This is a genomic window from Rhizobium sp. PEPV16, assembly GCF_008919455.1.
Lineage (GTDB): Bacteria > Pseudomonadota > Alphaproteobacteria > Rhizobiales > Rhizobiaceae > Rhizobium > Rhizobium leguminosarum_Q.
Map to the genome: position 1 here is coordinate 50236 of NZ_VSZV01000337.1, position 20413 is coordinate 70648.

14 protein-coding genes and 3 pseudogenes are annotated in these 20413 nt (G+C 59.5%); 3 read left to right on the forward strand and 14 right to left on the reverse strand.

The genetic code is table 11. The annotated features are described in order from the left end of the window. Positions 1–36 precede the first annotated feature (36 nt). Positions 37–324 (forward strand): hypothetical protein, encoded by a 288-nt coding sequence (locus FY112_RS25165; protein WP_151519531.1) that lies wholly within the window; start codon positions 37–39, stop codon positions 322–324. Between the two features lie 3 nt (positions 325–327). Further along, a pseudogene (locus FY112_RS25170) lies at positions 328–603 on the forward strand (DNA-3-methyladenine glycosylase I); the annotation flags it as partial. A 313-nt stretch (positions 604–916) separates the two neighbouring features. On the opposite strand, the gene FY112_RS25175 reads toward FY112_RS25170, so the two are convergent. Together FY112_RS25175 and FY112_RS25180 are read right to left on the reverse strand one after the other, a co-directional pair. Beyond that, on the reverse strand, positions 917–2449 hold the full coding sequence (locus FY112_RS25175; RefSeq protein ID WP_151519532.1) for a SulP family inorganic anion transporter: 1533 nt from the start codon (positions 2447–2449) through the stop codon (positions 917–919). A 4-nt stretch (positions 2450–2453) separates the two neighbouring features. Continuing rightward, the gene (locus FY112_RS25180) at positions 2454–3158 is read right to left on the reverse strand and encodes a carbonic anhydrase (RefSeq protein WP_151519533.1); all 705 of its coding nucleotides are present in this window, start codon (positions 3156–3158) and stop codon (positions 2454–2456) included. Positions 3159–3524: 366 nt separating this feature from the next. Here FY112_RS25180 and FY112_RS25185 point away from each other — a divergent pair. After that, positions 3525–3809: pseudogene (locus FY112_RS25185) on the forward strand (integrase core domain-containing protein); the annotation flags it as partial. Here FY112_RS25185 and FY112_RS25190 read toward each other — a convergent pair. The 12 genes and pseudogenes from FY112_RS25190 to FY112_RS25245 all read right to left on the reverse strand — a co-directional run. Then, complete coding sequence (locus FY112_RS25190; protein ID WP_151519534.1) at positions 3806–4876, reverse strand: lipocalin-like domain-containing protein; 1071 nt, start codon at positions 4874–4876, stop codon at positions 3806–3808. The pseudogene FY112_RS25185 and the gene FY112_RS25190 sit on opposite strands and share 4 nt — an antisense overlap. After that, on the reverse strand, positions 4866–7268 hold the full coding sequence (locus FY112_RS25195) for an ABC transporter permease (protein WP_151519535.1): 2403 nt from the start codon (positions 7266–7268) through the stop codon (positions 4866–4868). The genes FY112_RS25190 and FY112_RS25195 overlap by 11 nt, the downstream gene beginning before the upstream one ends. Continuing rightward, positions 7265–7924, reverse strand: a complete 660-nt coding sequence (locus FY112_RS25200; protein WP_151519536.1) for an ABC transporter ATP-binding protein — start codon at positions 7922–7924, stop codon at positions 7265–7267. Before FY112_RS25200 ends, FY112_RS25195 begins: the two co-directional genes overlap by 4 nt. A gap of 471 nt (positions 7925–8395) precedes the next feature. Further along, complete coding sequence (locus FY112_RS25205; protein ID WP_151519537.1) at positions 8396–9325, reverse strand: XdhC family protein; 930 nt, start codon at positions 9323–9325, stop codon at positions 8396–8398. Positions 9326–9608: 283 nt separating this feature from the next. After that, the gene (locus tag FY112_RS25210) at positions 9609–10028 is read right to left on the reverse strand and encodes a DoxX family protein (RefSeq protein WP_131641874.1); all 420 of its coding nucleotides are present in this window, start codon (positions 10026–10028) and stop codon (positions 9609–9611) included. 91 nt (positions 10029–10119) lie between these two features. Further along, the gene (locus tag FY112_RS25215; RefSeq protein ID WP_151519538.1) at positions 10120–13266 is read right to left on the reverse strand and encodes an efflux RND transporter permease subunit; all 3147 of its coding nucleotides are present in this window, start codon (positions 13264–13266) and stop codon (positions 10120–10122) included. 9 nt (positions 13267–13275) lie between these two features. Continuing rightward, positions 13276–14526 carry an efflux RND transporter periplasmic adaptor subunit gene (locus tag FY112_RS25220; RefSeq protein ID WP_151519539.1) on the reverse strand — a complete coding sequence of 417 codons (1251 nt, stop codon included), beginning with the start codon at positions 14524–14526 and terminating at the stop codon, positions 13276–13278. A gap of 151 nt (positions 14527–14677) precedes the next feature. Continuing rightward, complete coding sequence (locus FY112_RS38495) at positions 14678–14812, reverse strand: hypothetical protein (RefSeq protein WP_260683774.1); 135 nt, start codon at positions 14810–14812, stop codon at positions 14678–14680. A gap of 345 nt (positions 14813–15157) precedes the next feature. Next, entirely contained in the window at positions 15158–16690 is a 1533-nt protein-coding gene (locus FY112_RS25225) for an ATP-binding protein (protein ID WP_151519540.1), read from the reverse strand. Then, complete coding sequence (locus FY112_RS25230) at positions 16687–17415, reverse strand: response regulator (RefSeq protein ID WP_151519543.1); 729 nt, start codon at positions 17413–17415, stop codon at positions 16687–16689. The genes FY112_RS25225 and FY112_RS25230 overlap by 4 nt, the downstream gene beginning before the upstream one ends. A 677-nt stretch (positions 17416–18092) precedes the next feature. Next, positions 18093–20207, reverse strand: a complete 2115-nt coding sequence (locus FY112_RS25240) for a xanthine dehydrogenase family protein molybdopterin-binding subunit (protein ID WP_151519541.1) — start codon at positions 20205–20207, stop codon at positions 18093–18095. After that, positions 20207–20413, reverse strand: a pseudogene (locus tag FY112_RS25245) (xanthine dehydrogenase family protein subunit M); the annotation flags it as partial. The pseudogene FY112_RS25245 and the gene FY112_RS25240, both read right to left, overlap by 1 nt.

The following is a 20413-nucleotide window of genomic DNA, read 5'->3' on the forward strand; positions in this document are numbered from 1 at the left end:
AAACCGTTTCCGTCCAGAATTCATGAGGGGTCGCCTATGTTCGTCGTTACACTCAAATTCTCTGCCAACAAGGCCAAAGCGCCTGCTTTGATGGAAGGGCACAATGCCTGGGTCAAAACAGGCTTCGACGAGGGCATTTTCCTCCTTAGCGGAAGCGTTCAGCCAAGCGCAGGCGGGGCGGTTTTCGCCCATAATACCTCCCGCGCCGATCTGGAAACACGCGTTCGGCAAGACCCCTTTGTTGTGGAAGATGTCGTTACCGCCGACATCCTCGAAATCGCACCCGGCCGCACAGATGACCGCCTGGCTTTTCTCAAGGTTTGAGGTATGAGCGCGACGATCCCGGGCCCGGACGGGCAGCCGCGCTGCCTTTGGTGTGCTGCCGCTCCGGAATTCATGGCCTATCACGATAAAGAGTGGGGCTTTCCCGTCGACAATGACAACCGCCTATTCGAAAAGCTTTGCCTGGAAGGCTTTCAATCCGGTTTGAGCCGGCGCACAATCCTGGCCAAGTGGGAGAACTTTCGATCTACCTTTCTCGGCTTCGATTTCAACCATATCGCGCGATTTAGGGACGCCGACATCGAACGCCTCGTGCAGGACCGCCCTGGCCCGACAGTTGGAGGCCCTTCCGGCAACCACCACCGGACGACCGCTCAACGGCGGTCTTCTGACAAGCGCAATCGCGGCGGTCAGGACCATGCTGTCCATGCGGGAGAATCCAGTCGACAAGACCTGGATATCGATCGCCCGCCAGCTGATTCAAAAGGTGGTAATCGCGTCTTGCACCTGCGGAGCTAGCTACAGCTAGCACCGAACAAAGCGTGTACCGCTGTCAGATATCTTCGTCCGGCTGACGACGTCTGCGTTTAGGGATGAGCGGCGGGAGAGCAATGGAGTTGCCCTCCTCGCAGGTTCAGGCGGCTTCGGCTGAGAATCGGTCAAACAGCGGCTTGAGGCGGGGATGACGGGCGGCGGCCCGGGGCGGGTGGATCTCGACGATTCGGCCAGATTTTGTCTCGCGCCGGAGCCATTCGCTAATCGTCTCAGCGCTGGTGTGATCCATATAAAACAGGTGTTTGCCGATGATATTGACTTTGCGGCCGTCGGGTAGCCCTTCGAACGTGCTGAGTAGCGCCGGCACGTCTTTGCAGGTGACCGCTCCGCGCAAACGGACATGAATTTCGTCGTCGATCTCAGCATGCCTGATCACAAGCTTTCGGCGCAGATAGGGGAGAATTTCCAGAATCGACAGCGCAAGGCCGAGCGCCACGCCAACCAGCAAATCCTGAAGGACGACCATTGCCACCGTCACTGCCCAGATTCCGACCGGTACGAGACCATGGTGTTCGAACAAGTGACGCACATGCTGGAGACTGATCAGCCTCCAGCCAGTGACGAGCAGTACGGCGGCAAGCGCCGTCAACGGCACCATTCCCAACACGCCCGGTAAAAGCGCCACCAACGCCAGGATCCAAACGCCATGTAATATTGCCGAGGTGCGCGTGCGAGCTCCGGCCTGGATATTGGCCGATGATCGAACAATGACACCGGTGATCGGCAATGCCCCGAGCAATCCACAAAGGCCGTTACCGACGCCTTGGGCGAATAGTTCCTTGTTGAAGCGGGTACGTTCTCCATCGTGCATTCGGTCGACGGCGGCCGCGGAAAGAAGCGTTTCGGCGCTTGCAATGACGGCAATCATCAACGTCATTAAAATAATGCCCGGCTGCACAAGCTGGGCCATATTCCCGGCCGTCGGAAAGGATATGCTGTCAACTAGAGAGGCGGGCACGTCCACGCGGGCGATCGGGAGTGCAAGCGTGGTTGTCAAGATTGTAGCGGCAGCAACACCGACAAGAGCTCCCGGGACCAGCGACAGTGATCTCGGGCGGAATTTCTCCCAACACACCATCGCAAGGAGAGCGATAAGGCCGACCAACAGTGCGAGGGCCTCGTTGGTGACATTGGGGCCTGTTAACCGCCTGACGCTCTCGTCGATGGCGGTGACATTCTCTATGCCACCTGCTGCGGGCTTGGCACCCATGAGAACATGGATCTGTCCCAGGATGATCAAAATGCCGATGCCAGCCAGCATCCCATGAACCACCGCCGGAGAAATCGCTCTGAACCAGGAGCCAATTCTCAGGAACCCCGCCACGATCTGCAGAAGTCCGACAACGAGCAGCACAGGACCGAGCATGGCAATGCCATGCTGTTCGACGAAGCCGAAGACGATGACGGCTAGACCGGCGGCCGGCCCGGAGACCTGAAGAGGTGAGCCAGCGAGAAGGCCGACGGCCAAGCCGCCGACAATACCGGAGATCAGGCCCATGGCTGCGGGCACTCCGGAGGCGATCGCAATTCCCAGGCAAAGTGGAATGGCGACAAGAAAAACGACCACAGAAGAAGCGAGGTCGCGCGACAAGGCAGAGCCGTTGTTTATCATGGCACTATTCTCCGGCGAGCGTAGCCGCGACGCGCGGCATGACATGCGGGCGATCACGCCCCGTAACAGCGACTGGCAGCGGCTCATTCTCCCTCACCTCGGTAAATGCTGCCAATGCTCCGTCATAGACCTGGACCTCACCCGTCTCGATGTCGAAGAACCAGCCGTGGAGTGTGATTTCGCTGGTCGCGAGCTTTGCCGCCACTGATGGATGGGTCTTCAGGTGGTCAATCTGTACGACAACATTTTCCATCGCTACTGCACGCACACGCTCAGCGTCGGAAAGGTCGTCGGGATAGGCCTGGCATACGACCGAATAGGCGGCGTGGCTGTGGCGCAGCCAGGCTGCGACATTGGGCATCGGCTCAAGCATTTCCGGATGGCACAGCCCTTTCATCGCTCCGCAATCAGAGTGACCGCAGACGACAATGTCACTGACGCCGAGCGCCAGAATGGCGTATTCGATCGCGGAAGAGACCCCACCATTGAGGGTCGAGAAGGGGGGAACGATATTGCCTGCATTGCGGCAGACGAAGAGATCGCCGGGGCCGGACTGCGTTATCGTTTCCGGCATCACGCGGCTGTCGGCGCAAGATATCATCAGGGCATGGGGCTGCTGACCTTCGCGAGCGAGTTTGCGGTAAAGTGCCGAATGGGTCGGGAATACGGCGCCGCGAAAACTGGAGATACCTTTCAGGAGATCACCCATATTCGGATCCTCTTTCTGGCCGGACGTCGGAGCGGGAAAATCTCTCATCCGGCGGGTTGCAGAAGCGATCTGTTCGCACGTGCACAATAAGGGGTGGCGAGAACCCGATAAAAGAGGCTCTCCGGATTTTGCATCGCAACATTTTTTGAACGAGAAGTGATCCGGCTGATGATCTCTCCCGCACGACGCGCGACGGTTGAAATCCTGAGGTCTTAGATGATCGACGGTCTACAAGATCCACACCGTGTTCACGGGATCCAGTTCATCGGGCCCGGCGCTGGAGGGTCGGCTGTGCCACTGATCAAAGATGCGATCGCCAATGGCGAACGCTAGGCCCATGCCTTCGAATACACCTGCGCCACCAGCGATATCGAGCACCGCACGACCAAGCCGAAGCATCCGTGGACCAACGGTCAAGTCGAGAGGATGAACCGCACCATCAAGGATGCCACCGTCAGGCGCTTCTACTATGAAAGCCACCATCAACTCCGCGAGCACCTCGCCGACTTTGTCGCTCCTTATAACTTTGGCCGCAGACTCAAGACGCTCAAGGGCCTCACACCCTACGAGTTCATTTGCAAAGCATGGGCTTCACAACCCGAGCGCTTCACCTTCGATCCGCTCCATCAAAGCCTGGGATCAAACATCTAGTACCCGGTCATCTCAAGATATCCGACACCTGACGTAGAGCCAGTGAAGTTGATCGGCCCCTCCCAATAGGGCGTCGAGGTCGCCATCCAGGACTGGTCGTTCAACGGTTTGGTCGTGATATCGAGCGACTTACCCGGCACGCGTATACGCCACTCTACCGGCATTTGGCGGCCATCGACGGTTGCGTTCCGAGTTGGCTCCAGTTGGATGTCGTCTTTCGACAGAAGTGTCGTTCGCCCGTCCGCCGATATCCAGTTCGCTGAGATGAACCCGTTCTTGTCGTCACGAAGGCGAAAAGCCATCAGCTTCTCGCCGGAATTCAGGTGGAGTGAGAACCAGTCCCAGCCCGTCTGATTGGACGCAAGTGGTTGCGACGACCACTCCCGGTCCAGCCAAGCTTTGCCGGTGACCTTAACCGGCGATCCGGACGTCGTGATCGTCCCCGCCACCTCATAAAAAGGCTGCGAGTAGTAGTAGCTCGCCTGTCCGTTCGCCGACTTTACCGAAAAGCCTTTGTCACCTTGGAGAACGAGTGGCCCGTTGGCCTTGAGGTCTAAGGTATAGCTGAAGTCCGGCCCGCCGGCGAAGGCTGAAAGGTTGCCAAAGGTGTCCGAGCCGCTTTGCTCGGTGTCCTCCATCCGCCAGTCGTCTATCCACGCGCGAAATGGCGTTGCCTGAACGCCCGCCTGCCCGACGCCTCCCCGGCCCAAGCGCTCCGCTACATAGTGATGGCCCTGGGTGGTGATCGCTGCATGCCCGATCCAGACTTGCGGATCTGCGAAACCTGTCTTGTTTCCCGGAGCCAGCGCAGAGCGAAACAGCGTCCACTGCGCACCATATTGCTTGCCATCATCACCGTTGAGATTGGCGGTCACATACCACCACTCAATGCGGTAATCAGGATGAGCGCCATGGTCGGCGGGGAAGGAAAGACCATTGCCACGCTCCGGGATCGCGAAACCTTGCGCATCCGATCCCAATCCGGCGAAGCCCTGTGTGAACGCCTGACCGCTTACGCAGATCATAGCTGCCGCCATCGGGAGAGACGCCAACTTTCTAACGTTCATTGGCGAAAATCCTCAGCAGGTCCGCGGGATTAATCGAGGCCAGACGCCGAACCGGCACCAGCACCGACAGCGATGCCGCTATGAAGGCGATTGCTCCCAGCCAAAGCCAATCCATTGGAAACACCGTCATTGGCAATCGCCAACCGAAGGCCTCCACGTTCACAATCGCAAGCAGGACCCAAGCCAGGGCAAGACCGACCGGGACGGCCGCCACAAATGTTGTGAACCAGAGCGCAAGTGTTCGGGCAACTTCATAAAGCGCCAGATCCCGTCGCCGCACACCCATGGCCCACACCGGCGCGAGTTGAGGAAGCCGAATACCGGACAGTGTCAGAAGACTTGAGAACATAGCAAATCCTGCCACAGCAAGGGTGAGGACGTTTAACGCGCCCGTCACCTTGAATGTCTGGTCGAAGATCGCTCTCGATTGTCGCTTGAGCGAAGCCTGGTCAACGATCGCGGTATCCGACAGACCAAACTCCTCGACCAACTGGCGCTTGAGATCCTGAGCTCGCTCGGGAGCCACACGGACACCGTAGCGAAGTTTGGGGACATCGGGGTAATGATCGACCAGGTTATTGATCCCGACGATCACTTGCCCATTCGGGTTCCCATAGTCTGAGTACACACCGGCAACGGTTACACTCCAACCTCCAGGCATGACCAATGGCTGGCCGATCTTACTTGCGCCGCGACGCCACATCTGTTCGTTGATGAGAGCGCCCTGACCGGCAGCGACCTTATCCCAAACGTCATTGTCGGAAGCGATCAAGGGCCAGTGCTCTCGGTAAGTTGGATCGTCCGCGACACCAAAGATCTGGATCTGTTCGCCAAGCACCTCACCATCGACGCTCCAGATGGGCAGGACTGCCGTCGAGCGTTGCGGAAGCCAGGCACGGAGCCGTGCGGCTTCCTCCTCGTCCTTGGCCGTCACGTAAAGCTCGGCGGCCAGCCGTTGATCCAGCCAGCCGATGAACGTCAACCGGAAACTGGATACCATCGTGCCGACGCCGATGTTCGCCGACAATGCCAGTAGCAGAGCCATCAAAGCCAGCGACAGGCCGGGAAGCTGTATGCGGGTGTCTGCCCAGAACCATTCCATGAGGGCGCTCCGCGCCGTTTGCTGCGCTGCGGTCAGGATGACCGCAAGAAGTCCAGGCAGTATCAGAGCCGTTCCCAGAAGCAGGCAGCCAAGAACCGCAAAGCCCGCTACCAGCCCGGACGCAGTTATCGCAAGGGCAGCCGCCAGGATCAGCAGAAACCCGCCGGTTCCCGCCTGATAGGCAAGGAACCCGGCGGATTGTCTCGCCCACGCCCGCGGCTGGGCGGCAGCCAAAATCGGCAGCTTCCAAACCCGCCACAGGCTCTGAGATGACGAGACAGCGGTTCCTCCGAGAGCAATTGCCAGTCCAGCCAACCACCATTCCGGCCGAATGGAAAGCGAGCCTGACACACTCGCGCCATAGAGGCCCCTGAGGGTCGCGGCGACACCCGGCATCAGAAGCCACGCAATGACGTAGCCGAGTATGACGCCGATCAAGCCGGATATCAGCGCCAGCATCGAAAGCTCGATCAGGAGCATCGTGGTCAATGCTCGAAGGGAGACACCAAGCGATCGAAGTGTACGAAAAGTGCCTCGACGCTGCTCGAAGCTCAGGCCGGTGGCCGAATACACGATGAAGAGCCCGACGATGAACGATAGGAACCCGAAGGCGGTCAAGTTGAGGTGAAAGCTGTCGGTGAGGCGAGCAACGTCTGGTTGTTCCGCCGGATCGCGGATCGCCAATCTCGCCTGATCGATTGCTTCGGGGGAAATCTTTTGATCGCCTGCGACCACCAGGCGGTCGATTTTTCCGTGCTTCTCGAGCAATCGATCGGCGACCGCTATATCGACGAAGGCAGCGCCGTCGGGAACGTTGCCATTGATTTTGATGCTCATGTTCGTGGCGCCACGAAGCCGCTCGGCAGTGGCGCTCGACACGAGCAACTGTCCGCTGGCTGAAAAGAAGCCCGATAGATCTGAACCGCTGGCGATCGTCGCATTCTGGGTGTCCCTTGGCATCGTCAGAGGCTCGATGCCGACCAAACGGACCCTTATGCTTCCGAAGCGGTAGCTGCCCTCAATCACGGGTGAAACATTCAGACCCGCTCGACGCAGGCCGCCATAGACCTCAGTCGCTATGCCGTCACCGTCCTTGGCAACGATCTGCCGGAGGTTGCCTTGCTCAAGAACTGACGCTGCCCGGGTATAGCTCGCTCTCGCCTCGGCGTTGATAGCCTGAACACCGGACCAGAGCGCTGTCGCAAGCGCAATCCCCATGACCAGTGTGAGAAGCTGGAGAGGTCTCCGACGCCAGTGTGACAGCAGGGCTGCGAATGCAACGACGTTCATTCGGCAATCTTCCCACCGCGAAGGACCACCGTTCGGTCCAGACGAGCAGCAAGCCTCGTGGAGTGAGTGACGAGAAGCAGAGCCGATCCCACTGTCCGGGCGAGATTGAGCATCAGATCGAGGACGGCATCGCCCGTCTGCTCATCCAGGTTGCCGGTTGGCTCGTCCGCAAGGATGAGAGGGGGTCGAGCAGCCAAGGTTCTCCCGATGGCAACGCGCTGCTGTTGGCCTCCGGAAAGCTGCTCGGGATATCGGTAGGTATATTCCTCCAGCCCCAGTTTCTCGACCAACTGCTTTTCCCAAGCCTGATCGTACCGGTTTGCAAGCTTGGCGTGGAACGATATGTTGGCTGCAACGCTCAGGGATGGGATGAGGTTAAACTGTTGAAAAACCAGGCCGACCCTCGTTCTCCGGTATCGGGCTCGTTCGGTTTCTGCAAATAGCGCCAGATCGTTGCCATCCATCACGATCGAGCCGCTGTCTGCGCGGTCGAGCCCGCCTGCCAGATGCAGCAATGAGCTTTTGCCACTGCCGGACTCTCCGGTGAGCGCAACACTTTCCCCCGCAGCGACTTCCAGATCGATGCCCTTCAGGATTTCAATCCGGCCCTCGGCAGTGGAATAGGATTTTCTGACGCCTGCGAGGATGAGGATCATGTCGGTCTCTCGAGCACGGAATTTGCAGAATGCAAAGACCTCGGGTGACCTAAGAACTTTCGAGAGGGATCGCAAGATCCGTGCGACAGCACAAAAACAGGAGATTCCTTGTCATTGCTTGATCACTAGCCGACAAGCGGTCAAGTTCAACCTGAAACGTGGACATTGCGAGAACCGAGCTACCCGCTCAGCGCGGGCTGCCGCGTCGTAATGGCCTGGCGTCCGAGGGTGCCGCTGGACAATCTATGACGGCCGCTACTCCAACCGCATGGTGTCGTTCGTGTCGGCCGGCTGCAATCGTGACCGGATCATCCCTCGTCCGTGCCCTGCAGCCAACAGCATGATGGAGATGGAACAGCAGATCTGACTATCGGCAATTTCTATCGCGGCGAGCTTCCATACCGACAGACGCTCGAACAGGGCAAAGAAGGTGTGCCCGCGAATACAGGGGCGAGTTTGGTGTCAATGGCCTTACGACTCACGGATGCCTTGCCTCATCGCGGCAATGTCGGCGAGCACCGAAAGGGCAAGGGAGGTTGAGTCGCGCGCCGGGCCGAACAGCCCGATCGGTGCCTTGATGCGATCGATGTCGGTCCTGGCAAAACCAGATCTCGTCAGCAATTCGACACGCCTGCTGTGCGTTTTCATGCTGCCCAGGGCACCGATGTAGAACGCCGGCGAGCTGAGCGCCAGTCCGAGTAGCGGCGCTTCAGCCTCGAGATCATGATGCAAAAGCACCACGGCTGTGAAGGCGTCAATCATTTTCGCGACATAGTGGGGATTGCCGTTCTCGATCCGGATCACATCGTAGCCCAGGATCGTTGCACAGCGCGCCGTGGCCCGCGCCTCGAGCGAACGACCCGAAATCAGGATGCGGGTTCGCGGAAGGAATACCGACAGAAACTCGTCTTCAAACCAACCAGATTGAACAGGCGGATCCACTGCCACGAGAGACTGATGGGACGGCACATAGCGAAGGCCAACCGGCTGCCTCCGTTCCAGGCGTTCGAGGACAAGCCGGATCGCCGAAATGTCGCGCAAGACATGGATTGCAACGGTGATGCCGCCGCCGCATGGCAGGGTTATGTCGAAGAAGGGAGAGCCTTGGCCGAACATCATAGTCCGATCCCGACCCTCGGCAATCGCAAGGAGTGCGTCGAAAGCAACCGCAGCCTCCACGCAGCCGCCGGAGACATAGCCGCAGTAGCTGCCGTCAACAGCGACCGCAACCAACGAACCCAAAGAGCGAGCCGCCCCGCCTCGAATGTCGACGAGTGTTGCGATCGCGACCTCTCCTCGATCGAAGCACTCAGCGGCAAAGCGCAAAATCTCTGACGAATCGTCCGACATCCTCGCTTGGACGGGTGCAGGAAGCGGAGTGATGGCCACCATCTCGTTCATATCAGATCCTCTCGAGGTCCGGAGCAACGGCAGGTTTGCTTCGTCTTGAAGGGGCATCGGCAACCGTGGGGTCAGGCTGCCGATGCGGGGGAAGCCGGTCCTTTGGTTGTGGGGGATGAAGGACCGGTCCGACCGAAATCTAGCGCGAACTTGTCTGATGGATTTGTCAGTGATCGCGCACTTTGTATCAATCTGTCGCACATCCGCGGAGGGCGCGCTCGCCCGTGGAGAACCTTAGCGGACCGTCGATGACATAAATCAAGCGCCACCTCGCCCGCAAAAGTCAGTTAGACGGACCTGCCTGCTGCACGGGAGGCGCCTTCGAAGCCACCTCGTCGAGGCTCCATGGTCCCGGGCCGGCGGCGGCGATGTAGAGGAAGAGGAAGCAGAACAACATTGCGGTCTCGCCTCCGTTGAGGGCGGGAAAGAAGCCTTGTGAGCCGTGTCCAATAAAATAAGCAAAGGCCATCTGGCCGGAGAGCAGGAAAGCGACCTGGCGAGAAAACAGACCAATCGCCAGAAGCACACCACCGATGACTTCAAGAAAGCCGGCCGCCAGAAGCAGCGCATTCAGCGGATATTCGAACGGCGCCGGCCAACCGAACAATTTCATCATTCCATGCGTGAAGAATGATGTGGCGGCGATGATGCGCAGGACGCTGAGCAATTGCGGCGCGGCGCCATGGAGAAATGCCATCTGCATGCTCGTAATCCTCATTTGGCGAAGCGCGTATTTAAGAAAGTCGAAGAGTGCGGCTTCGCGGGCGCCGCTCGCCGACGGTCGATATGCTCTCCTATTCGGCGGGAGCGCTTACTCCCGCATCCGCGTAAGGCTTGGGATGCGGTCCGCGGCTGAACAATCGCCGGGTCACGATGAAGAGCATGGGGATGAACAATATGCCGAGGACCGTCGCCGATATCATGCCGCCCATGACACCTATACCGATCGAGTTTTGGGAACCGGAACCCGCGCCGTCGGCGATGGCGAGCGGGAGGACGCCAAGGATGAAAGCGAAGGATGTCATCAGGATCGGCCGCAACCGCTGGCGCGCGGCCTCAAGCGTCGCCTCCACCAATCCCTTCCCGCCGGCTTCCTCGGTAATGGCAAATTCCACGATCAGGATGGCGTTCTTCGCCGCAAGACCGATCGTCGTCAAAAGCCCGACCTTGAAATAGACGTCATTGGCCTGTCCGAAAGTACTTGCCGCAACCAGTGCCCCGAAGACTCCGACAGGAATGGCAAGCATGACGGAGAATGGCACCGTCCAGCTCTCGTAGAGCGCCGCAAGCGCCAGGAAGACGACCACGACGGAAATGGCATAGAGGTAGACGGCCTGATCGCCGGAAAGCCGTTCCTGAGCCGAAAGGCTCGTCCATTGGTGCGAAAAACCCGCAGGCAGCACTCCCAGCATGCGGTCGATCTCCGCCATCGCCTGACCTGAGCTTATTCCTACGGCGGCCGCGCCCTGAAGCTGTACCGCTGACACGCCATTGTATCGCTCAAGCCGTGGCGAGCCGTAATCCCACCGTCCTGTCGAGAAGACCGAAATCGGCACCATCTCCCCGCGATCGTTGCGGACATGCCAGCGGTCGAAATCGGCAGGCTGCATTCGAAAAGACGCATCAGACTGGACATAGACACGTTTGACCCGCCCGCGGTCGACGAAGTCGTTCACATAGCTGCCTCCCCAAGCCGTCGACAGCGTCGCATCGATATCGGAAAGCGTAATGCCGAGCGCGCTCGCCCGCCCGCGATCGATCGAAACGGAATATTGCGGTGTATCCTCCTGGCCGTTCGGCCTGGTCCCCGACAACCTCTCATTCGCCGCAGCTGTCCTCAGAAATTGGTTACGAGCCGCCATCAGCGCCTCATGCCCGGCGCCACCGGTGTCACGCAGGAAGAAATCGAAGCCGCTATTGTTTCCGAAGCCCGGCAGGGCGGGTGGCGACAAGGCAATGACACGCGCATCGCGAATTGCGCCGAAGGCTGCCATCGCACGTCCGGCAATCGCCTGCGCAGAGGCTTCGGGTGCCGAGCGCTGATCGAAATCCTTCAAAGCGACGAACACTGTCGCAACATTTTGACCTTGGCCACCGAAGCTGAAGCCGGTAGCGCCGAATACGCCGTCGACGTAGCTTGCCTCGCTGGTCAGGTAGTAATCGAGCACCTGGTCCAGCACCCGCCGCGTCCGGTCAGCCGTCGCTCCCGGCGGAAGCTGGATCGAGGTCATCAGTCTGCCTTGGTCCTCCTCTGGCAGAAAAGCGGTCGGCAACCTCGCGAAAAGCAGGACGGTCGCGCCCGATAGCGCCGCAAACAGGACGAGCGCCACGCCGATCCGGCGGACGATCGAAAGCGTGGCGCGCTGGTAAAGTGCGGTGAACCTCTGGAAGCCGGCATTGAACCAGCGAAACGGCGCGGCCTTTTCGGATCCGGATCCGGGCTGTCTGAGGATCGTGGCGCAGAGCGCCGGCGTGAAAACCAGGGCCACCAGCACGGAAAGCACCATTGCCGAGACGATAGTGATCGAGAACTGCCGGTAGATGATTCCAACAGAACCAGAGAAGAAGGCCATGGGGATGAAAACCGCCGACAGCACGGTCGTGATACCGATCAGGGCGCCGCTGATTTCACCCATGGACTTCAAGGTCGCCTCGCGCGGCCCGAGCCCCTCTTCTTCCATGACCCGCTCGACATTCTCGACGACGACGATCGCGTCATCAACGAGAAGGCCGATCGCAAGAACGATGCCGAACATGGTGAGTGTGTTGATCGAGTATCCGAACACAGCCATGACAGCAAAGGTCCCCAACAGCACCACAGGTACCGCAAGCGTCGGGATGATCGTCGCGCGCAAGTTCTGCAGGAAAACGAACATGACGATGAAGACGAGGATGACTGCCTCGATCAATGTCACCACGACGCTCTCGATCGACAGGCGCACGAAAGGAGACGTGTCGAGGGGATATTTGACCTCTACGCCTGGAGGGAAGCTACCTCTGTAGCTTTCGATCTCGGCGCGCACCGCCTCTGCAGCTTCAAGCGCATTTGCGCCGGCCGCCAGGCGGAAGCCGACGCCTGCGGAGGGATGACCGCTATAGGTTCCGCTCGTGGTATAACTCTCGGAGCCAAGTTCGACCTCAGCAACGTCATTCAATGTCACGACCGAGCCATCGGAAGCGCGCGCGAGGATGATTGCCTCGAACTGCTCCTTGCTCTGGAGACGGCTTCCCGCAGTCACGGTGGCATTGAGTTGTTGGCCCCGCCGCTGCGGCAGAGCCCCGAATTGACCGGCGGACACCTGCGTGTTTTGCGCTCTGATCGCTTGCGTCACATCCGTGACCATAAGCCCATGCTGGGCGAGCCGGTCGGGGTCAAGCCAGATGCGCATGGCATAGCGGGAGGAGCCAAGCAGTTGCACCTCGCCAATGCCTGGCACGCGCCGCAACGAGTCCATGAGGGAGCTGTCGACAAAGTCGGCGATATCCGTTCCGGACAGACTGTCGTCCTCAGACAGGAAGGAGGCGATCAGGAAGAAACTGGACGTCGACTTCGATACCGTCAGCCCCGTGTCCTGGACCGCGCTCGGCAACCGTGCCTGGACGAGCTGGAGATTGTTCTGGACCTGCATCTGTGCGACATCGGGGTCGGAGGCACTCGTAAAGGTCAATGTGATCGACGCCTCGCCGGTGGAGGATGAGTTTGAGGACACATAGTCCAGATTTTCGATGCCCGTCATGCCCTGCTCGATCACCTTAGTCACCGAGTCCTCCACGGTCTTCGCGTCGGCGCCCGGATAGCTGGCGGTGATGCGAACCGACGTGGGAGCAATCTGCGGATACTGCGATATGGACAAAGTTGTAATGGCGATCGCGCCTGTCATCATGACGGCGATTGCAAGCACCCATGCGAAGATCGGCCGGCTGATGAAGAAACGCGACATGGCGCCGCCTCACCGCGTTACGGCGTCAGGCAACCGCACGGAAACCTCTGCGGGTCTTTCTGCAGATGGCCGGTCCGCCTCGGCGACCGCAACGAGCTCCCCCGTCTCGTTATCGACCGTCACTGCGGTGACCTTGACCTCTTCGCCGATCGCCGCCCTCTGGAAGCCCTCGACGACGACACGATCGCCCTCCCCGACGCCAGCGGTCACCAACCAATTGTTGCCGATGCCGCACTCGACGGGCAGAACGCGTTCCTCGATCTTCCCGTCGGCGCTGATGAAACGAGCCGTGGCCTCTCCACGGCTATTGCGCGAGACCGCGCGCTGCGGAATGAGCACGCCATCTTCGACATAGCCGTCTTCAACCAGTGCCCGCACATACATCCCCGGCATGAGCGCGCCTTCCGGATTGGGAAAGACGGCGCGCATCAGAACCATGCCGGTCGTTTGCGATACGGCGCCGTTGCGGAACTGCAACTTTCCGGGATAGCCGTATTTGCTCCCGTCCTCGAGCCGGAGTTCGACGGTCACCGAGCCTTCCTGTGCCTTGATATCCTGCGACGCGAGCGCCTTGTTGAGCGCGAGCAGGCTGGCGCTCGAGCGCACAAGGTCGACATTGATGATGTCCGTCTGGCGGATCGTCGTCATTGGCGACGCCTGATCTTCGGTAACCAGCGCACCCTCGGTGACATTTGAAACGTCCACACGCCCGCTGATCGGGGCGCGGACCTTGGCATATTCGAGTTCGATGCGGGCGGTTTCAAGAGCTGCCCTGGCAGCGGCGACGTCCGCCTCGGCCTGCAGCATCTGTGTTCGTGCCTCATCGAAATCCTGGCGGCTGACGACGCTGTTCGCACTCAGGCTCTCATATCGCTGCGAGCGCGCTCGAGCGCTCGGGAGGGCACTTTCGGCTCGCTGCATAGCAGCCTCGGCATTGCGATAGGAGGCCTCAAACGGCATCGGGTCAAGTTCGTAAAGGATGTCGCCGGCTTTCACCAAGCCGCCCTCCTCAAAACTTTGCTTGAGAATGATGCCGGATACGCGAGGGCGGACCTCCGAAACCATCTGTGCACCGGTACGGCCCGCCAATTCTGTCGTCAGGGTCACTGCTTGGCGATGCAGGGTCTGCGCGCTGACTTCAGGCTTCGAACGAGCTGGCCGCTCCTGTGCCGCCACGTCGGCGTTGCAACTTGAAAGCAAGGCTGGGAGGCAAAAAATCATGGCAACATAGACGGTCGAAAAGCATTTGGCTCGCATCATCGAACACCTTTGCGCGGCTGTGAACGGTCTTCACGCGAGGCGGCGCCCTTTTGCGCCGCACCAGGATCGCGATAGGCGGGAAATTAAGCCGGCTCTGTCGCACGGGTGTGCCGAACGCGACCAAAACTGTAACCAAGTGTATCAACCACCATCAATTGCCGGCCAGGCTGATGGCGGCCGTCAGTGAGATGAGGGAGGCAAACAGAATGATGTCGGCCAACACTCCTCTGGCGATCGCCGAAATGCTGTGTTGTTCGAGCCTGTAGCTGTTGTTCTGATCTGCCATGACCATTCCTTTCCATGTTGATCGCGCGTCGGTCGATCGGCCCGTGGTCTCCATCGGGGGCTGGAAGCGTAGGGCGGCCAACCGACGATCGTCGAAGCGACGATTGAAAGACGCGCGTCTTGTTCGCGCCTTGTGCTTGATGAGGGGAAGGTTAGTTCGGCCTTGTCGCAGAGCTTTGCCGCAGACGAGTCAAAATGTAATCAAGTGTCGCAGCATGAGTCGAGAGACCGCGGGACCGCTACGAAAATAGCTGTCGGAGGTGCACTTTCGATCGATATGCATGAGCGTGGATGGTGGCTGCCGGATGCCGAGGATAAGGCGCTGGGGGCGCAACGGCACCGGAATTTAATGTTGCGTCCGCGGCTTTGTCGGCTTCTCGGCAAGGTTCGGGGCACGGAGCCCAATCGACCCGCGCAGGGATTTCCAGTCGCGCCCCTTGGGGACAGCAGGCGTTTCCACACGGCCATCGCGTGGCAGAGAAAGAACGGCCTGCATACCACCGTCTCCTGTTAGGAAGGAAATGTCACCGCCATGCTGCCTTGCTGCAGCACGCGCAATCGACAGTCCAAGTCCAATCCCTCCGGTATCGCGGTTGCGCGAAGCCTCGAGCCGGAAAAACGGCGTGAACACCTTTTCCTTCATAAGGTCGGGAATGCCTGGGCCACGGTCTTCGACGACGATGTCGATGGTGGCAGCCGTGTGCCGGATGAAGACCCGTGCCTCTCCGCCATAGCGCACCGCGTTTTCAACGAGATTTCGCACCGCGCGTCTGAGACCATCTGGTCGGCAGCGATAGGTCATTTTCACGCCTTCGACAAAACTGACAGGCTTGCCAAGATCGGACTGGTCATCACAGATGCTTCCAACCAGCGCTTCCAGATCGATGTCGCGCGTTTCCTCTTCCGTCGATTCGCCACGCGCAAAAGAAATCGCGGCCTCGGTCATGCCCTGAAGTTCATCGATCGTCGACAGCATTTTTCGCTGGATCTCCTGATCCTGCACGAACTCCGTCCTCAGTCTCAAGGTCGTCAGGGGCGTTCGCAGATCGTGACCGATCGCGGCCAGCATCTTCGTTCTGTCTTCAAGGAAACGGTGCAGCCGGCCTTGCATCTTGTTGAAGGCTTCGGCGGTGCGCCGGACCTCTTCCGGTCCTTCTTCCGAAAGCGGCGGCAGGTTTTCTCCCCGCCCCAAGGCTTCGGCCGAGGTCGCAAGATATCGCAACGGCCTCGATATGCGGCTGGCGAAGAACACGCCGAGCAGAGCCAGGATGAGTGCCGTCAGGCTGAGCGAGGCGAGCGAGGTGGAGGTCCACCAGCCTCCAGTCTGTCGCATATAGAAGGCTGCGTTCAGCCATGTCCTGTGATCGACCTTGATGACAAGGCCATAGCCCCGCGAGCCGTCGAAATAGACATATTTGATCGGCTGCGGGAGCGCCCAGAGGCTCTGCATTGGGACGCGCCACCCCTCGCCGGCGTTTGACGCTGCGACCCTCTTCGCATCAGGGATCTGCGTCCTGGCTGAGCCGTCTTGAAAGATCCTGACGAGGTCCACGAAATTCTCCAGAGGCCGGGAAAATTCGGCGGCAGCCGTCAGGCGCCAGGCGGCGGGGTCTTCCGCTTCACGATCGGTCACCCAAAAACGCGAGTCCCTCGTCTCGCTCGCAAGCAGAGCCTGCTTTTGATATTCGGGCGGTACGGTTTCCACCAGTCGGGTCAGCGTGCGCGCTCGACTGAGGAATTCGCTCTTGGCTGCAGCGTCGAGAGCTTTGGAATGCTCCTTCCAGGAGATTAGAAACGTCAGCGCCTGGGAAATGATCAAAGCCGCAAGCGTAAACGCGATAAGTTGCGTCGCCAGGCTTCTGTTCCAGAGGTGGTTCATTCGAAGGCTACCTCAGCGGCCAGGCTGTAGCCGCCACCCCAATGCGTTTTGATGATCGATGGATTTTTAGGGTTCTCTTCGATTTTCTTGCGAAGCCGGCTCACCTGATTGTCGATGCTGCGATCGAAGATGTCGGCCGTCCTGCCGACGGTGAGATCAAGCAGCTGTTCGCGGCTCAGGATCAGGCCGGGCCTTTCGATGAAGACTTTCAGCAGACGGAATTCGGCAGTGCTCAAGGGTATTCCAACGCCGTCGCTACCGGAAATTTCCTGACGTCCCATGTTGACGCGCCACTGGCCGATGCGGACGGCCCGTTGCTGCTGTGTCATGCGCTGCTGTGTCAGCGGATTGCTCGCACGCCGAAGCACCGCTCTGATGCGAGCCAGGAGTTCGCGGGGGTTGAATGGTTTCACGACGTAGTCGTCAGCGCCAAGTTCCAGTCCGATGATACGATCGGTATCTTCGACCAATGCGGTCAGGAAAATGATCGGGATGTCGGTCGCGGCACGCACCTGACGGCACACGCTCAATCCGTCCTCGCCCGGCATCATGACATCGAGAATGATCAGGTCCACCACCTGGCGCTCGCGATCGAGCAGGCGTCGAAGGGCCGCGCCGCTTTCTGCCACGCTCACCTTGTAGCCTTGCTGCTCGAGATACTGTCGAACCAGATCCCGGATATCGCTGTGATCGTCGACAACCACGACATGCGATGAATTCTGCATCTGCATAACCTCTTGAGCTATTTTTACAGAAGAGAGCGCGGTTCGCATCGAAAAAAGTGTATCAAAGTTTCACAGCGGTTCGGCCAAACCCATTTTCTCACATGTCCCAAAAGGATCTGAAATGGCCGCCTCGGGATCGAACGCCTCCCTTTCGCTTGCCCGGATCACTATGGGACCAGGGCTGCGAACTCAACAGCGGTGTTGTAAAGATTGGTGACCGCGCGTGCAATGGAAAGTGGCCGGCATCTGGCAAGAAGCCTCTTTGGCTCGGTGTATCGGACGACGTGACCGATACGGCGAATTCGCTGCAGACCGTTTGCAAAATGCTTGCGACGTCGACAAGCTCGACTGTCTCTGTCGCATAGTCGTTTCGAAGATAATTCAGGCTCTCGACGAGCAGGCTCTCAATCCGATCCATATCGGAGAGCAGGCGTCCTTCTGACCGCTTTCCCCCATCCGTTCCACGCGCAGTTTCAGCCGCGTCAGCGCCGTGCGCAGATCATGACCAATGCCCCGGAGCATGCGGGTGCCTGCTTCGATCATTGACGGATCCGCCGGCGCATGCCGCCATGGGACAAGTTCTAAATGGGAGCGCCACAACGACAGAGGAGATCCGTCGACCAATACAAAATAGTCATTTGGACCCGCATGACGCAGCGCTTAGCGGCCGACTTTCTTCAAAGGACATCTTCGATGCGGATCGGCAGCTTTCTGACGCGTTTGCCCGTCGCGTGATAAATCGCATTGGCGATCGCAGGAGCGGTGCCAAGCATGACGAGTTCGCCCATGCCCTTGACGCCGACCGAATTGACCATCGTGTCCGGTTTGTCGATGAAGCCAACGTCGACGTCACCGATGTCGGCATTGACCGCCATGAGGTAGTCGGCGAGATCAGCATTGAGGTAGCCGGCAAAACGCGGATCGACGTCAGTCTCCTCTCGAAGCGCCGTGCTGAGCCCCCAGACAACGCCGCCATACATCTGCCCGCGAGCGGTCACCGGACTGACGACCCGGCCGATATCGGCAATGCTGACCACCCGCGGCATGCGGATGCGGCCCGTTCTGGGTTGGATATGAATTTCGACGAACTGGGCGATGTAACTCATTGATGTGAAACCTGGGTATTCAGGGCCTGCACCGGCACGACCCCCGGTTCGAAAGGCTTCAAGAGCGGAGGCGTCCTGCCCGGGCGCGAGCTCCGAAACCACCACTTCGATCTGAGGGCGTTTCAGGCGCGCCAGTTGCTCATGCAAATTGCCCGCCGGCGGGTTCGGTCCCGCAAGCTCATCAAAGCGGGCGCGCAACGCCCTGACAGCCTTCGCCGTGACAGGGATGATGCTGGCCGTGCCCCGCTCACCAACAGTCATCATCTGCGGACCGACAGTCGTATCCCCAAGCAAAATCTCTAGACGATCGGGGTTGATGTCGAGCCCTTGGATGATCGTGTTTGCGACCGCAGTCCGGATACCCTGGCCCATTTCATGCCCGGACGAAATCACCCGTGTCGTGCCGTCCGCACGTACCCGCAGTGTCGTCTCGGCAGCTGACCCCGACGCCCCAAAAATCCCGCATGCGACACCGTATCCGACCATCGTGCCGTCATCCAGTCGCATCGATCCCGGTTCAGGTGTTCGCCGGCTCCAGCCGAAGCGCCTTGCACCTTCCCGCAGGCAGTCATTCAGGAAATGCGGCGACAGCGACTGCCCAGCGATGATGTCCTTCTTTGCTTCATGATCGAGACGAAGTTGAACCGGATCTTTGCCGAGCTTGTAAGCCATCTCGTCGATCAGGCTTTCCAGCGCAAACCCGGCAGGGAACGGATGCGTCCCGCGGGTGTGTCGCGGCATCTGGCGGTCGATATGGATATCGCCGGCCGTCGCTCGAAAATTTTCGATGGCATAAAGACGCGCGATATCCTCATGATAACCGCTTGAGCGGAATCCGCCGTCAGGGATATTTTCTTGCACCACATCATAGAGGATGGCGTCCAAGCGCCCCTGCGCGTCGGCGGCGAGACGGATATTGTGAACACTGCGCGGCCGGTAATTGGCGATATGGAACAGCTGCCCACGAGGCGTGACCAGCTTAACCGGCCGCCCTGTGAGCCTGGCAGCCTGGGCAACCAACGCGGATTGAAGCTTGGGAGGAGACTTCTGCCCGAACCCTCCTCCGACATGTTCGGATTTGACCGCAACCTGGCCCGGAGTAAGGCCTAGCGCTTTAACGAGTGCGCCCTTCGCCGCTTCAATATTCTGGCAGCCCTCATGGACCGTCAGTCGCCCGTTAGACCATTCCGCGACCGTCCCGAACAATTCCATGGGGTTATGGTGCTGGGTTGGCGTCTCGAAAGAGCCCTCGACGATTACGCCTGCATTTTCAAACGCTTTGTCGACGTCGCCTGTATTAAAGCCTTCTGCCGGGACGCGTTGTGCGCCGGGACTGGTCATCAAGGGCAGAAATGGCGCCGCTTCGTAGTCAGCAGACACGGCTTCAGCACCCTCGATCGCGGCCTCGATCGTCTCAGCGACGACCAGTGCGATGGGCTGCCCGCGAAACGATATTTGTGGACGAAGTGAGGGAAAATCGCCGATGGACAGGACATGAACGACACCGGGGATTTTGGTCGCGGCGGTGACGTCAACTTTTGTGACCTTGCCTTTCGCGATGGTGGCAGGGACCAGCATCGCATGCAGCATACCCGGCAGCCGGATATCGGCTGCGTACTTCGTGCGGCCCTGTACCTTATCCCTGGCGTCGACGCGGGCGATTTCCGAGAAGGTTTGTGACGGCATCACGGTCTCCTTTCCGCGGCAATCATCAAGGCATCGGCAACAACCCGGGCTCCCAAATCGGACTTGAAGGCGTTATGCTGGCCCGGGCGCGCATCCTTGAATGCGACCCGACCAGCTTCAAGGGCGAGTTCGGGCGTCAATTGCTTGCCGCGCAGCGTCTCTTCGGCACTCTGCGCTCGCCATGGAATCGTTGCGACCCCGCCAAG

What these genes read in the sequence shown, in the direction of transcription:
- FY112_RS25180 (WP_151519533.1), bottom strand. Translation starts at nt 3,158, where the DNA reads ATGGGTGATCTCCTGAAAGGTATCTCCAGTTTTCGCGGCGCCGTATTC.
- FY112_RS25200 (WP_151519536.1), bottom strand. Translation starts at nt 7,924, where the DNA reads ATGATCCTCATCCTCGCAGGCGTCAGAAAATCCTATTCCACTGCCGAG.
- FY112_RS25205 (WP_151519537.1), bottom strand. Translation starts at nt 9,325, where the DNA reads ATGAACGAGATGGTGGCCATCACTCCGCTTCCTGCACCCGTCCAAGCG.
- FY112_RS25190 (WP_151519534.1), bottom strand. Translation starts at nt 4,876, where the DNA reads ATGAACGTTAGAAAGTTGGCGTCTCTCCCGATGGCGGCAGCTATGATC.
- FY112_RS25230 (WP_151519543.1), bottom strand. Translation starts at nt 17,415, where the DNA reads ATGCAGAATTCATCGCATGTCGTGGTTGTCGACGATCACAGCGATATC.
- FY112_RS25220 (WP_151519539.1), bottom strand. Translation starts at nt 14,526, where the DNA reads ATGATGCGAGCCAAATGCTTTTCGACCGTCTATGTTGCCATGATTTTT.
- FY112_RS38495 (WP_260683774.1), bottom strand. Translation starts at nt 14,812, where the DNA reads ATGGCAGATCAGAACAACAGCTACAGGCTCGAACAACACAGCATTTCG.
- FY112_RS25195 (WP_151519535.1), bottom strand. Translation starts at nt 7,268, where the DNA reads ATGAACGTCGTTGCATTCGCAGCCCTGCTGTCACACTGGCGTCGGAGA.
- FY112_RS25165 (WP_151519531.1), top strand. Translation starts at nt 37, where the DNA reads ATGTTCGTCGTTACACTCAAATTCTCTGCCAACAAGGCCAAAGCGCCT.
- FY112_RS25225 (WP_151519540.1), bottom strand. Translation starts at nt 16,690, where the DNA reads ATGAACCACCTCTGGAACAGAAGCCTGGCGACGCAACTTATCGCGTTT.
- FY112_RS25215 (WP_151519538.1), bottom strand. Translation starts at nt 13,266, where the DNA reads ATGTCGCGTTTCTTCATCAGCCGGCCGATCTTCGCATGGGTGCTTGCA.
- FY112_RS25175 (WP_151519532.1), bottom strand. Translation starts at nt 2,449, where the DNA reads ATGATAAACAACGGCTCTGCCTTGTCGCGCGACCTCGCTTCTTCTGTG.
- FY112_RS25240 (WP_151519541.1), bottom strand. Translation starts at nt 20,207, where the DNA reads ATGCCGTCACAAACCTTCTCGGAAATCGCCCGCGTCGACGCCAGGGAT.
- FY112_RS25210 (WP_131641874.1), bottom strand. Translation starts at nt 10,028, where the DNA reads ATGCAGATGGCATTTCTCCATGGCGCCGCGCCGCAATTGCTCAGCGTC.